Source organism: Streptomyces sp. NPDC107538, from assembly GCF_055657445.1.
The window spans coordinates 274822-287948 of sequence record NZ_JBVKAY010000001.1; the positions used below are offsets into that span (position 1 = coordinate 274822).

At 70.9% G+C, this 13127-nt stretch carries 14 protein-coding genes; 5 read left to right on the forward strand and 9 right to left on the reverse strand.

Annotated features, from left to right (window positions below):
- Window positions 1-147: 147 nt before the first annotated feature.
- The 9 genes from ACZ7MG_RS01150 to ACZ7MG_RS01190 form a co-directional block, all read right to left on the reverse strand.
- Window positions 148-654 (reverse strand): hypothetical protein, encoded by a 507-nt coding sequence (locus ACZ7MG_RS01150; protein ID WP_471386186.1) that lies wholly within the window; start codon window positions 652-654, stop codon window positions 148-150.
- Entirely contained in the window at window positions 651-1550 is a 900-nt protein-coding gene (locus ACZ7MG_RS01155; protein ID WP_471386183.1) for a plasmid replication/partition related protein, read from the reverse strand. The genes ACZ7MG_RS01150 and ACZ7MG_RS01155 overlap by 4 nt, the downstream gene beginning before the upstream one ends.
- A 101-nt stretch (window positions 1551-1651) precedes the next feature.
- A complete protein-coding gene (locus ACZ7MG_RS01160; RefSeq protein WP_471386180.1) occupies window positions 1652-3157 on the reverse strand; it encodes a VirB4 family type IV secretion system protein in 1506 nt (501 codons plus the stop codon).
- Between the two features lie 28 nt (window positions 3158-3185).
- Window positions 3186-3644: a DUF6238 family protein gene (locus ACZ7MG_RS01165; RefSeq protein ID WP_471386177.1), complete on the reverse strand. Its 459-nt coding sequence runs from the start codon at window positions 3642-3644 to the stop codon at window positions 3186-3188.
- 71 nt (window positions 3645-3715) lie between these two features.
- The gene (locus ACZ7MG_RS01170; protein WP_471386175.1) at window positions 3716-5188 is read right to left on the reverse strand and encodes an SCO6880 family protein; all 1473 of its coding nucleotides are present in this window, start codon (window positions 5186-5188) and stop codon (window positions 3716-3718) included.
- A 90-nt stretch (window positions 5189-5278) separates the two neighbouring features.
- Window positions 5279-6646: an SCO6881 family protein gene (locus ACZ7MG_RS01175; protein ID WP_471386173.1), complete on the reverse strand. Its 1368-nt coding sequence runs from the start codon at window positions 6644-6646 to the stop codon at window positions 5279-5281.
- 43 nt (window positions 6647-6689) lie between these two features.
- On the reverse strand, window positions 6690-7373 hold the full coding sequence (locus ACZ7MG_RS01180; RefSeq protein ID WP_471386485.1) for a hypothetical protein: 684 nt from the start codon (window positions 7371-7373) through the stop codon (window positions 6690-6692).
- Window positions 7373-7681, reverse strand: coding sequence for a DUF6112 family protein (locus ACZ7MG_RS01185; protein ID WP_471386170.1), 309 nt, complete (start codon window positions 7679-7681; stop codon window positions 7373-7375). Before ACZ7MG_RS01185 ends, ACZ7MG_RS01180 begins: the two co-directional genes overlap by 1 nt.
- Window positions 7682-7833: 152 nt before the next feature.
- A complete protein-coding gene (locus tag ACZ7MG_RS01190; RefSeq protein WP_471386168.1) occupies window positions 7834-8949 on the reverse strand; it encodes a C40 family peptidase in 1116 nt (371 codons plus the stop codon).
- Window positions 8950-9475: 526 nt separating this feature from the next.
- Between ACZ7MG_RS01190 and ACZ7MG_RS01195 the strand changes: the two genes are divergently transcribed.
- The 5 genes from ACZ7MG_RS01195 (at window position 9476) to ACZ7MG_RS01215 (ending at window position 13003) form a co-directional block, all read left to right on the forward strand.
- Window positions 9476-10231, forward strand: a complete 756-nt coding sequence (locus ACZ7MG_RS01195; RefSeq protein ID WP_471386166.1) for a DNA-methyltransferase — start codon at window positions 9476-9478, stop codon at window positions 10229-10231.
- Window positions 10232-10468: 237 nt separating this feature from the next.
- Entirely contained in the window at window positions 10469-11026 is a 558-nt protein-coding gene (locus tag ACZ7MG_RS01200; protein ID WP_471386482.1) for a DUF4913 domain-containing protein, read from the forward strand.
- A complete protein-coding gene (locus ACZ7MG_RS01205) occupies window positions 11023-11502 on the forward strand; it encodes a hypothetical protein (RefSeq protein ID WP_471386163.1) in 480 nt (159 codons plus the stop codon). Before ACZ7MG_RS01200 ends, ACZ7MG_RS01205 begins: the two co-directional genes overlap by 4 nt.
- Window positions 11503-11522: 20 nt before the next feature.
- Window positions 11523-12221, forward strand: a complete 699-nt coding sequence (locus ACZ7MG_RS01210) for a hypothetical protein (protein ID WP_471386160.1) — start codon at window positions 11523-11525, stop codon at window positions 12219-12221.
- A 26-nt stretch (window positions 12222-12247) separates the two neighbouring features.
- A complete protein-coding gene (locus ACZ7MG_RS01215; protein ID WP_471386159.1) occupies window positions 12248-13003 on the forward strand; it encodes a hypothetical protein in 756 nt (251 codons plus the stop codon).
- Window positions 13004-13127 lie beyond the last annotated feature (124 nt).

The window sequence follows — 13127 nt, forward strand, 5'->3', positions numbered from 1 at the left end:
ACAGCACGGCGTACTTCCCGGACAGCGGGGTGGGCCGTCAACGGGCCCGCCTTCGTGGGGCGGTCGAGCGAGGTGACCGGCAGGCCAGGGACGTGTTGGCGGTGTGGTGGTGGGTTCGTTGGCGTCGAGGCGTGCGGTACGCGGGGGTCACGGTCCAAGGGCTTCACCTGGGACGGCCTCGTCTTCGCTCCAGCCGAAGACGGTGCGTTCCAGGTCTCCGAGGTAGAGGACGTCGGTGTGGGTGCGGAAGGCGTCGAGGACGTCGTCGGTGTAGTCCTGGATCTCGTTGTCCGCGGAGTCGACGCGGGCCCGGTTCTTTCTGGAGAGTCGGCGCCACTCCAGTACGTCGGAGTCGGTGGCGCGGTCCATCCATACCCAGATGCCGTTGCCCAGCTTGATGACGTCCTGGGGGTGGAAGAGCCGCCCGGTTCGTCGGCGCCGTGGGTTGCGGTGTTCACCGAATCCGGTGACGAGACTCTGGGCCAGTTTGTCCAGCGCGGCGGCTCTGATGTGCGGGTCGAGGTCCTCGCGGGCGAGCTGTTCGCGTACCGCGTCGGTGAGGTGGCGCTTGTGGAAGCGGCCGGTTGTGTCGGTGAGGGCGACAGCGCTCTGTTCGACGATGTGCTGCAGGCGCAGTGCGGCGGTCGTTGTCACGGCAGGTCACGCTCCTGCCAGACCTGGTCCATTTCGGCCAGCGCGGTCATGGCGTGGGCGATGGTGGCGCGGGTGATGGGTGTGCCGCTGGCGTACTCGGGGTCGTAGCGGCTGAAGGTTCGGGTTCCGCGGGCCTGGGCGAGCGGCGGTATCACCTCGTCCAGCAGGCGGGTGGCCACCCGCCGCTGCCGCTTGTCCTCCTCGACGCGCTCGGTTCGTTCTGCCCAGGCGCCGGCCAGGGTCAGGTCGCCTTCGACGACCCGGTCGGCGAGGTCGGGGTCCTCCTTGCGGAGCCGGGCGAGCTGGGCTTCGGCAGAGTTGGCCTTGGCCTTGTTCTCCCGGGCGGTGGAGTACGCCTCGTCCAGGCCCATGGCGCCGTTGATGACGGCCTCGACCAGATCCGCAGCGTGCTGCAGCACCATGTTGGCCTGGCTGATACGCCCCAGGGAAAGCCCCGTCTGCTCAGCTACTGAACGGGTGGTCTGCTCAGAGCCTGAACGCGGCGGCTGCTCAGATTCTGAGCGCGCCTTGGCGGAGATCATCGCCGCCTGCCCCTTGCTGATGTTGCGGCGGCGGAGGTTCACCGAGAGGACGTATCCGCTGGGATCGCCTCCCGCGTACGTCACGAACTCCGGTTCCACGGAAGCGATTTCGCATGCCTTGAGCCTGCCGCGTCCGTCGAGGAGACGGCCCTGGGGATCGAGGACGATGGGGTGCAGCAGGCCGCGTTCCTGGACATCGTCGGCTAGAGCGCGTAGTTCGTCCTCGTCGAGCTGCGGAAAGAGTGAGGAGATGGGATGGGTCTCGATGAGGTACTCCTGATGGAGGGGGAGAAGCGGGAAGGGGATTGGTCGGTGGCGTGTGACGGAGGATTCCGCCCTGCCCGAACGGGGCATCACGGGTCCGGTAACCCGAGACGGCGGTAGCCTTTTCACCGGGCCACCACCCTCGGGTTCATGGGAATCAACGGCACAGAAACCGGGAACCCGTTGGAAACTCAGCGCATGCGGGCGTCTGTGTCGAACAACGCCAGTTCGCGGGGGTGGAGTTGATGTTGGACGATGAAAGATCGTCCGGCGACCCTCCAGAGTCCGCGTCCGCGGTTGAGGTGGGCGATTGCCTCGGTCTCCACACGGGTCAGGCCCAGCAGGGTGGCGGCGGCGTGGAGTTGGTCGGTTTCCTGGCGGTAGATGATGCGGGTGGAGCAGTCGGCGAGGAGGCCCTCGGCGAGTGCGCGGCCCTGTGAGCCGGCGTCGCCTGCGGTGAGCAGATCGGACAGCCGGTGGATGACCATCAGGTTCGCGATGCCCAGACCGCGGCTGAGCTTCCACTGGGACTGCATGCGCTGGAGGAGGCCGGGGTGGCGCATCAGCCGCCAGGCTTCGTCGTAGACGATCCACCGCCGGCCGCCGTTCGGGTCGGTGAGCGCGGACTCCATCCAGGCGCTCGCGCAGGTCATGGCGAGGACGAGGGCGGTGTCGTCGCCGGAGCCGCCGAGCCGGGAGAGGTCGATGGTGAGCATCGGTGAGCTGGGGTCGAAGGTGACGGTGGAGGGGGCGTCGAACATGCCGGCCAGGTCGCCGTGGACGAGGCGGCGCATGGCGTGGGCGAGGTCGCGAGCGGCCTCTCCGAGCCGGCCCGACATCATCCCGGCCGCCGCGTCGAGCTGCCCGGGATCGTTGAGGGTGGCCGCGATGTCCCCGAGGAGCGGCGTGCGCTGGTTGGCGGTGGCGTGGGTGACGACCGTGTCGAGGGCGACGTCGAGCGCGGTGTGCTCCATGGGCAGCAGGTCGCGGCCCAGGACGGTGCGGGCGAGGGAGCCGAGCAGGAGCAGACGCCGCTTGCGGATTTCCCCCGCCCAGTCGTTCTCTGGGACGCCGGCCGGTTGTGGGGCTGCGTCCAGGGGGTTGAGTTTGCCGGGCAGTCCGGGGCCGAGCGCGATGGAGGTGCCGCCGAGCGCGGCGGCGACCGGGGTCCATTCGCCCTTGGGATCGCAGGGCACGTACACCCGGTAGCCGTGGGCGATCGACCGCAGGGCGAAGGACTTGGCCAGCGCGGACTTGCCCTGGCCGATGACTCCGGCGAGCAGGACGTTGGGGTTGGTGAACCCTTCGAGGCGCCCGTACAGCGAGAACGGGTCGAACGTGAAGGACGCTTCGGCGTGGACGTCGCGGCCGATGTAGATGCCGTCGGCGCCGAGGCCGCCTTCGGCGAGGAACGGGTACGCCCCTGCGGCGACCGCGGTGGTCATGCGGTGCTGGGGCAGCTTCAGCCGTCCGCTCCGGGCCGAGGCGGGGCCGGGGCGTCCCGATGGGGGATAGAGCGGGCCCGGCATCGGCTGTTCGGACGGTTGGCCGCCGCCGGTGGGCAAGTTGGCGTCGGCGCGGGCTTTCGCGGTGGCCTCGGCGAGTCGCCGGCGGGCGGCCCGGCGGGCGGAGCGATCGGTGGTGTGGGGGGTGAACAGGGCAGAGGCCGTCGCGCGTCGGGCGGACCGGTGGTTCATCGGCGGGACTCGTTTCGGCGGCGCGCGCTCACGTGGTGCACGAGGTGGCGTGAGTGGTTGGCGGGGTGTTGAGGTCGGTCGGGGTGGTCTTGCGGCGGATCGCGTGGGAGGCGGCCAGGTGCCGCTGGCAGATGGTCAGCACCAGCGGACCGTCCGGGAGACGCTCGGGCCGGCACTCCTGCACCGCGGCGCTTTCGGCGGCGGGCACGGTGTGGAAGGCGTCGTGGACGGCGGCGGTGGCCTGCCACAACCGGAGGTGGGCGGCGGCGAGATGACGGCCGGCGGCCGGGTGCGGGGGCCGGGTGGTCCCGGTGAGCTGGTCGAGTAGTTGGTGGGCGGCGGTGAGGTGGGCGTGCAGGGTGTCCAGGTGCAGCCGGTCGGCCGGTGCGCCGGAGCTCGTGTGGCCGCGGGTGTGGTGGCGCAGTCCGGCGGTGGCGGCGCGGAGGTAGGGGTGCGCGTCGGCGGAGGGGGAGGGGGACGGGGTCAACGGGGTCCTTGCTGCCGTGGTCCGGCGCACTCGGCGCCGGCCGGGGCTGAGCGGCCGAGTGGAAGGGGTGGTCACAGGGCGGTGCGGGCCAGGGGCAGCGCTGCGAGGGTGAAGGCGTCGGGCTGCTGGTAGTAGAGGCGTCGCAGGTCGACCTGGGCGGTGACGGCGGCTGTCTCGATCTGGGCGCACGCGGCGTCCAGCTCCGCGTCCGACGCGGCGGACACGCAGAGCAGTCCGGTCAGGGCGACGTCCGCGTGTCCGGCGATGAGCTGGCGCTCGCGCTGCTTGACGTCGGCGTACTCGACGGAGTCGGCCTCGGAGTCGACCTGCCCGCGGCGGGCCCGTTCGTTGGCGTCGGCGATGATCGCGGACTTCGTGCGCTGGACGTCGCGCAGAGCGGACTCCAGCCCCTGGGGCACGTAGACGAGGGAGAGGGTGCGGCGGACACCGGCGGTGAACATGAGCTGGTGGAGGAACCCGGCGCCGGTCTCGGTGCGGGGCCAGTTCTCGACCCAGTAGGTGGTGTGCCGGGCGGAGTCGGTGGCGAGGCGGTCGTACTCCTCGACCTGCACGACCGGTCCGGCCGCGTGCGGGTCGGCTTCGGCCCGCCCGGCCGGGGACCACTGCTGCAGGGCGGACAGGGAGCGCGGGTCGTAGGCGGTGCGCACGACTGCGGCGATCTCCCGGGCGTTCAGCCAGCCGGTGACCGTCAGTCCGGCGCTGCGGGCGGCCTGGGCGACGGAGGAGGTGGTCTGCTCCAGCACGGTGAAGGCGCCGGGCAGTCCGCCGCCGGCCTGGCTGATGAGGCGCTTGGCTGCCTTGAGGTCCAGGCTGATGACCAGGTACGTCTCGTGCGGGGCGGCGGCGGGGCCGGCGGAGGCGACCAGGTCGGCGTAGATCTGCCCGGCGACGGGAGTGTCGGGCCGGCCGTGCCGGGCCCAGTGCCGGGTCAGCGTGTCGCCGGAGTCGGGGACGGTACGTTCCAGGACCTGCACGGTGGCGACGTGTCCGGTGCGGGCGATGCCGGCCAGCGCCCGGCCCCAGCCCGCGACGTTCGAGTTCTGCGCGGCCGGATCCAGCAGCGCGAACGCGCGGGAGGAGACACGGGCGACGGCGGTCAGCCGCTGATGGTGCGGGTCATGGACCGCGGCGGCACCGTTCGCGGAGTCGCCGGGAGTAACGACCTTGAGCGAGGCAGTGCTGCCGGGGAGATGGAGCACCCCGTCGTGTCGGGGCCGGGAGAGGGGCCGGGCCAGCCACAGCGTCTGACCGGTGCCGTGGCGGTGGGCGAAGCGGGCGACGATCGGCGCCCAGTCGATCAGGGAGCGGCCACCACGGCGGACGAAGACCAGCGCGGTGACGACCGCCCACAGCGGGGCGAGCGCGAGGACGCCGAGCAGCCCGGTGGTCACCACTGTGATCAGCAGCAGCACGAACGCACAGGAGACGGACGTGAGTTGGGGCAGAGTGAGGCCGAGGAGGATGCCGCGCCGGGACCGGTGCGGGAATTTCACGGTGACCGGAGCGACGGAGAGATCAGACAAGGAGAGGTCCAGGGGAACGCGGGCGAAGGGGCGCCACGGGGCGGAAGCAGCGAACACGTCCCGCCCCGTGGGCCAGTTGGACGGGGCTGGCTACGGACCAGCTGCAGCGGGCCCGGAAGGCGCCGCGCTGCTCGACGCGGTCGTCGAGGGGGAGGGCGGCGGCGCGCCCTGAGGCGGCGGGGACGTGGTCGGAGGCGTGGCCTGCCACCCGCCGCCCTGACCCGCTGCGGCTCCCGCTCCCGAACTGCTCCGTCCGGGACCGCCCCCCACCTGTCCGCTGGTGTCGTCGCGGACATCGGTCGGCGGAGGCTGTACAGCCTTCTCCACCCCGCTTGTGATCCCCTGGCCTGCGGACGACGGCGCCGCGGAGTTGCCGCTGTCCTCGCTGCCGCTGTCCGGCGTGGGGCCGGCGGCGATGTCGCCGGGAAAGCCACCGGGCATGGAGTCCGGGCCCTGCGGAGCGGCGCTCGCTCCGGCCGCGGCACCACCCGTTGCGGCGGTCGCGGCTGCGGCGGCGGCCTTACGGCCGGCGCGTTCGGCGTGCTGGCGGGCGAGCTGGGCTCCGGCTCCGCCGGAGCGGTGCAGGCTCTCGCCGTCCGATCCTTCGGAGGCGGCCCAGTGCACGAACTTGAACGTCGCGTACGGGCACAGCAGCACGAGCGCCATGATGACGATGCCGGCCATGACATCGGCGAGAGCGGCGACGCCGTCCTTGGCCTCGGTCTTGCCCATCGCCGAGATACCGAGGACGAAGATCACGGTCATCAGGAGCTTGGAGACGACGAGGGTCGCGGTGGCCTCGATCCAGCCCCTGCGCCAGCGCCGGGTGGCTTCCCAGCCGCCGCCGGCTCCGGCGAACACGGCGAGGGTGACCATGACGAGGATGCCCACCTTGCGGACCATCATCACGCACCAGTACAGAAACGCCCCCAGCGCGGCACCGATGCCGGCGAAGACGGCGACCAGCCAGCCCATCGCCGACAGCCCGGGGATCATGGCGACCTTGACCAGACGGCGTACGGCGGAGTCGAGGGACAGGTTCGCCGCCTTGAACAGCCCTGCGGACAGGGCGTCGACCACTTCGATGGCGATGGTGGTGAAGGCGATCGCACTGAAGGCGAACAGCACGCCGGTGGCGGTGCCGGTGAACGCCTGGGCCAGGGCCTGGCCGTCGCGGCGGATCGCCGCTCGTACGAGTTGGGCGCAGAACGTGGCGACGAGGACGATCAGCCCGATGGGCAGGAGCATCTCGTAGTTGTCGCGGAACCAGACGGCATTCAGGTCGACCCTGGTGGTGGTGTCCACCGCCTCGGCGGCCAGGTCGGCCGCGGCGGCGGCGAGTTCGCCCGCGCTCTTGGCCATCCAGTTGCCGATCGCCGCACCGGGGTCGGAGGCGAAGGAGACCGCGTCGCCGACGGCACACAGCGTGTCGGTCAGGGGGAGGTCGCAGAAACCCACAGGGGAGTCAGCCCTCCTTTCTCAAATGGGGAGTTGCGGGCGGTCAGGGCACGACGCGCGGGGCGAGGGAGACCAGTGAACAGTCGGCGTCGGGACGGCACTGCACGGCGAGAGTGACCGCACGTTCCTCGGCACCGGCACCGCCCTGCTTCCAGACGATCTCCTGCTTGCCGGTCACGGTGACGGCGTAGATGTACGCCTCCGTGATCGCCGACGGATCCTCCGCCAGGGCCTGCTTGAACGCCGACGGATAGTGCGCCTCGTCCAGGGTCGCGGTGGCGTACTGGTCCTGATCGGCCATCCGCGACCACAGCACCGGATCCGGCACCTGCCCGGCGAGAGACGCCCAGTCCGCGTACTTTGCCTCGGCCGTCAGCCACTCCCGCATTCCGGCGAGCTGCTGCTCCCGGCTGGTGCTGCGGGTGTCGTACGACCACAGCATCACGGCGGCGGCACGGGCGAAGGCGACCGGATCGGCCACCGGCGGCGGCTTCGCCACCGAACCAGCCCCGGTCGACGGCCTCGGAGCGGAGGTGGCGGAGTCGGTGCCGCTCGTGGCAGACGGATCGTTCGTCCGGCTCGTGCCGGTTCCGGGGCGGCCCGTGAGCAGGGCGATGCCGGAGGTGGCAGCGAGCAGGACGGCGAGGCCGGCCACGATGACGGTGACGCGCTTGCGGGCCGACCAGTCGAGGCCGTAGCGGGACAGTGAGAAAGATCGTTTCGGTATCACTGGACCTGGGACCCCAGGGCGGAGAAGAACTCGACGATGCCGTTGGCGGCGCCGAGGCCGAGCGCGGCACCGGCCGAGACGAGCGCGCCCTTCTTGCCGTTCGCCTCGGCCTGGTGGCCGCCGGTGTGGTGGCCCCAGGCCCACACACCGAGCGAGACGGCGAGCGCGCCGACCACGGCGACGATCGCGAACATGTTGATGCTGCTGACGACGTTCTTCAGCACCGACAGACCGGGCAGGCCACCGCCCGACGGTGAGATGCCGGGGTCGTAGGCCAGAAACTGCACGGAGGAGAGCAGATGCACGAGGAGGCTCCTTGAGCGCGCCGAAGCCGACGCGCGGGAAAAGATGAAGGAAAGAAGGAAGGGCGGCGAACCGGATCACATGCCGTGGACGGCCGGTTCGCGACGAACCAAGCGACGCGGCGGGTGGAGAGGGGGCGCGCTTCGGCCGCGGGTCAGATGACGCGGCGGGCGGCGAGGATGTCCCAGTCCGCCAGGGGTGTGATCCGCACGGGCTTTCCGGTGCGGGGAGCTTCGATCGCGAGTCCCGAGCCGATGTACATGCCCACGTGCTCGGGGCGGGCGGCACTGCCGCGGGAGAAGATCAGGTCACCGGGCTTCAGCGCCCGAGCGGAAACAGGCTTGCCCTCGTTGATCTGGGTGTACGTGGTGCGGGTCAGCGTGACGCCGGCATGGGCGTACGCCTGCTGGGTCAGCGAGCTGCAGTCGCAGCGGCCCATCGGATCCGGGCCGTGCGGCGCGGTGCAGGTGCCGCCCCACTGGTACATCGTGCCGAGCTGCGCCATAGCCCAGGCGATCGCCTTGCGCGCCTTCGGAGCGGCGTCCTTGGGGATCGAGTAGCCCTCGGGCACGGCTCCTTCGGGGATCGTGCCGTACCCGGAGCCGTCCTCGGCCGCCGCACAGGACTCCGAGACGGCAGAGGAGTCCGTCTCCGTGGAGTCTTGGTCGGCGTTGGGGAAGGTGGCGGCGATCGCCTTCTGCAGGGCGGTCGCGAGGTTCTCCCACTGTGCGTAGGCGTCGGGGTAGGCGGAGCGCTGGACCTTCTGCGCGGCCTGGGTGACGGTCAGCTGTTCCCAGCCGTCCACCGCGAGCAGCGCCTTGTAGAACCGTTCGCTCGCGTAGACGGGGTCGCGGATCTGCGCGGCGGTTCCCCAGCCCTGGCTCGGCCGCTGCTGGAACAGCCCGAGGCTGTCGCGGTCACCGGAGTTGAGGTTGCGCAGCCGGGATTCCTGCATCGCGGTGGCGAGCGCGATGATCTGGCCCTTCTGCGGCACGTGGAGGCTGATGCCGGTGGCCACGATCGTGCGGGCGTGGGGGATCTGCTCCTCGGGCAGGCTCAATCCCTCGACGCGGACGTCCTGGGCGGACGCGCCGTCGAGGATTTTGGTGACCTGCTCGACGACGGCATCGGTGTCGGCGTCATCCACGCAGGTGAGGGGCGGAGAGGCGGTCTGTGCGGCTTCGCTGGAGACGGCCATCAGCATGGCCGTGCCGGCGAGGAGGAACGGGGAGAGGACGACGACGCCGATGCCGGCGGCGAGTGCCTTCAACCGGTGCGGCCCCCTCGTGCGTCGGGGCTCTGGGGCAGGGGCGGGTAACGAGGTGTCATGGGGTGTCCTTCGACGGGGTGGTCCGGCGTGCCGCGCAGTGCGGGGAGCGTTGTGGATGGGAACGCGGCGGCCGGTGGTGGGCGGGGGAGGCGGTCCGGCGTGGGCGAGTTGTTTCTCGCCTGCACGGGCCGGGGCCGTGGATCAGGTGTGCCGGGGCAGGGGACCCTCCGCGTGGCGCGGAAAAGGGGGATGCGTCAGCGGCGGGTGTGCGCCGGGCGGTTCAAAAACTGTAGGTCCGGATCGCCGGTCAGCCAAAAAATTGGTGTGAGGTGCCGAATTCCGGTACCTCGCCGCTGCACTTTTTGGCCGACCGGCGTTATGCATCTACAGTTTTTGGACTCCCCCTCTTTTCTGCTCTACCCCGGTCTGTGGCCTTGGGCTTTGCATGCCAGATTCCTGCCTGCGGGGTTCCGCTGAGCGAACAGGGGGTTCTCCAGCCCTCTCCCACCCGAATCGGGGTACCTCTTTGCCTTTTTCCCTGCACCAGGGCGATGCGCTGAGCGTTCTCGCCACACTGCCGGACGACTGTGTCGACTCGGTCATCACCGACCCGCCGTACAACTCCGGCGGGCGGACCGCGAAGGAGCGCACCTCCCGCAGCGCGAAGCAGAAGTACACCTCCGCCGATGCCGGACACGGTCTTGCCGACTTCACCGGCGAGAACATGGACCAGCGCTCCTACGGCTTCTGGCTGACCCAGATCATGACCGAGGCTCACCGGCTCACCCGTACCGGCGGCACCGCGCTGCTGTTCACCGACTGGCGTCAGCTCCCCACGACGACGGACGCGATCCAGGCGGCCGGGTGGCTGTGGCGTGGTGTCCTGGCCTGGCACAAGCCCCAGGCCAGGCCGCAGAAGGGCCGCTTCACACAGAACTGCGAGTTCGTCGTCTGGGCCTCCAAGGGCGCCATCGACGGCTCCCGCAATCCGGTGTACCTGCCCGGCCTCTACAGCGCTTCACAGCCGTCGGGCAAGGCCCGTCAGCACATCACGCAAAAGCCCGTCGAGGTGATGCGGGAGCTGGTCAAGATCGCCCCGCCGGGCGGAACGGTCCTCGACTTCTGCGCCGGGTCCGGCTCCACGGGCGTTGCCGCGCTGCTGGAAGGCCGCGAATTCATCGGCGTGGAGAAGACCAAGCACTACGCCTCGATCGCGCATGACCGGCTCACCGAGACGGTCCGCCAGACCCTCACCCAGGACGACGTCGAACTGACCGCCTGAAATCTGCACAACCGTTTCCCCGAAGGGCAGTTGAGTGCCCTCGTAGCGACTGCAGCCGGGCTACTTCCCCACGGGCCGTCCCCACAGCGTTGACGGCTCCTGGCTCTGTCCCGGCTTCAAGGAGGTCCGTTCCCTTTCATGCCCGAATCTGTAGACCCCTATGACGAGGGGGAGTTGGAGCCGGTCCGGATTCCGGATGCCCATCTCGAAGAAATCGAAGCCAGTGTCCGGAAGCTGATGGAGCAGTCCGCCGAGCAGGCCCAGCAGCTCGACCACCTCGCCGCCGGACCGATGCCGGGCCCGTCGCCGTTCGCCGCGTTCGGCATGCCGGGACTCGGCGGACCCGCACTGTCGGCTCCGCCCGAGCCGCGCCCGATTCTGGAGCTGGAGGGCGAGGAGTACGAGGACGAACTCGACGCGCTGGCGGACTGGGTCGACGACTTCCTGATGCCGGTGTACGGGGCCGAGGTCACCACGGCGGCCCCCTGGTGTCTGCGCTGGCAGGAACACGACGACGTCGTGGCCTGGCTGCATGCGCTGTGGCTCTCCTACCAGCAGCACAAGGATCCCGAAGCCGGCCTGAGCGGTCTGCTCGTCTGGCACCGGGACTTCCTCACCCACGCGATCACCGCGATCCGGGCTCCCGGTGGTCCGCTGTCGGCGTGCATGAACTCCCCGGAACGGCCCGCGCACCGGCTCCTGCCCGGCCCGCCGCCCTCGGCCCGTACCGACAGGACGGTCACTGCCGACACCGGGACGTCGGGTTCCGGTGAGCCGGGCGAGCCGACGCCGTGAGCGCGGGGCAGCCGGCCTTCGGCCTCAGCTTCGATCCCCGGGCCCTGACCGACCTTCTCCAGGCGCCCGGTGACATCCGCGACCTGGCGCTCGGGTACCTGCAGGACGTGGTGAACGCGGAGCGGTTCGGGACCAGGCTGACCGGTGACCTGGAGGGTTACCGCAAGCTGGTCGTGGACTCCCGCAAGGAATGGCGCGTCGTCTATGCCACGCGTCCGGCACCACCAGCGTCGGCGTACCGCAGCGAGATCCACGTCGTGGCCGTCCGGCCCCGCGCCCGCAACGACGTGTACGACACCGTGGGGCAACGCCTGGGGCTGACCCGCCGGCCCCTGAGCGCCCGCACTCATGCCGCCCGCGCCCGGTCCCCGCAGCTCACGGCCCGCGAGCCCGTGCCGAAGCCGGGGCCGCTGCCCTCCACACGGCCGGGCCCGCGCCGCCCGGCCCACGCTTCCCCGCAGCACCGCACCCGCTGACACGAGGGAGCACCCCGTCCATGCCCCCCGATCCCACGCCGGGAACAGACCGTGTTCTGTCCCCGCTCGACCGTCGCGTCGAAACCGTAACCGGCCACGATCTCGGCACCCTCCGCGCCTACCGCGATCGCGGCGTCCTCGGTGAGCCGCACGCACGGTTGGTGGACCGGCACCGCGAGCTGGCCAAGGCCGAGGCCGGCGTGAGCTTCCACCGAACCCTCCTCAACCGGCTCACCGGCGGCGAGTACCCCGTCGACTCCGCCCTGCTCACGCGGATCGAACGCACGCTGCGCGAGCTGAAGTCGGCTGCCGCTGAACACGCTGCTGCCGCGGCCCGCGTGATCGCCGCCCTGGAACCCATCGAGTCGGCAGCCCGCCGGGCGCCGGGGGACGGTCGCGCACCTCTTGAGGCAGCCGACCACGCAGCACTCCTGGCCATCGCCGGCGGCGCCAAGCTCCACGAACACCTCATGACACGTCGCCTGTCCGTGGTCACCGCCTCCGGTACCCGGATCCCCCACACCCATCTGCAGCGGCTCGAATCGGCCGGACTGATCTGCCGGGACACAAGCCACCCGCTCCACGCCGGGCAGCCGGTCGCACTGACCGCTGCCGGCCGGGCCGCCCTGGCCGGCAGCCGACGTCCGGACCCGATGGCAGGCCCAGCCAGTGCCGCCCCCGGTGCCTGGCCGGGCACCTCCTCCAGAAACCGCCGCTGACCCCCGCCCACCTACCGAAAGGCCCTATGCCCCCCGACCCGGACTCGCCCGAGCTGGACTCCCCGGAAGTGGACTTTCGGCTGGACGGCTTCGAGGCCGTCGACGAGTGGACCGAGGAAGCGTTCCGATATGCGATCGCCGAAGAGCAGGGCACGCTCACCGTGCTCGCCGAGCACCACACCCCAGACGGGGCCGAGAGTCACTACGTTCTGCACAACGGCGCCGTCACCTGGGGCATCCCCGGCGAAGCGCAACTCCTCGCCCTCCACCTGCAGCGGGACATGACGCAACGCACCTTCCGCTTCGACCATGCCGCACTGCCCCTGCCCGCGATGGCGCAGTCCTGGCTCATCCACCGAGGCTGCCCGCCAGATGCCATCGGCCTGCCGCCCGGCACCGGGACCGTACCGGCGGACGAGACGACCCGCGCACTGGAGCAGCGGCTCATGGGCGACGGGGACCCGCGCCGTTTCGCCCTGCTGCACAGCTACACCCGCGACGACCCGGACGACGTGACCACCGTCGTGGTCCTGCGCGCCCTCGACGAGCACAGCCCCGCGCCGTTTCGTGTACTGCACGAGGAGGTGGACACCGACACCTGGACCCACACCCTGCGCGAGGGCGGCTTTCCCACCGCCGCCGATGCCGTCCAGTGGTGCACAGACCGTCTGGACGGAGAAACCGCGCGCTTGCCGCCCGTCCGGCTCACCGCCCGTTCCAACGGGCTCCCGGGCACGGTGCCGGCAGCCCTCGGACAGCGCCCACCGGGCCGAAAGCGCTGACCCGCACAATTCGCGTCGGCGGGCCGGAACATAGCCGACGATCGCCGGTTGGCCAAACCGGCGAATCCGTGGACTCTTGTCCAGCTGCCCGTGAAGAAATTCCCGGGCCTCCTCACCCGGTATC

Excerpts from the sequence above, each read along its gene's own strand:
- ACZ7MG_RS01155 (WP_471386183.1), bottom strand. The coding sequence starts at position 1,550 with ATGCCCCGTTCGGGCAGGGCGGAATCCTCCGTCACACGCCACCGACCA.
- ACZ7MG_RS01160 (WP_471386180.1), bottom strand. The coding sequence starts at position 3,157 with ATGAACCACCGGTCCGCCCGACGCGCGACGGCCTCTGCCCTGTTCACC.
- ACZ7MG_RS01200 (WP_471386482.1), top strand. The coding sequence starts at position 10,469 with ATGGAGCAGTCCGCCGAGCAGGCCCAGCAGCTCGACCACCTCGCCGCC.
- ACZ7MG_RS01210 (WP_471386160.1), top strand. The coding sequence starts at position 11,523 with ATGCCCCCCGATCCCACGCCGGGAACAGACCGTGTTCTGTCCCCGCTC.
- ACZ7MG_RS01215 (WP_471386159.1), top strand. The coding sequence starts at position 12,248 with ATGCCCCCCGACCCGGACTCGCCCGAGCTGGACTCCCCGGAAGTGGAC.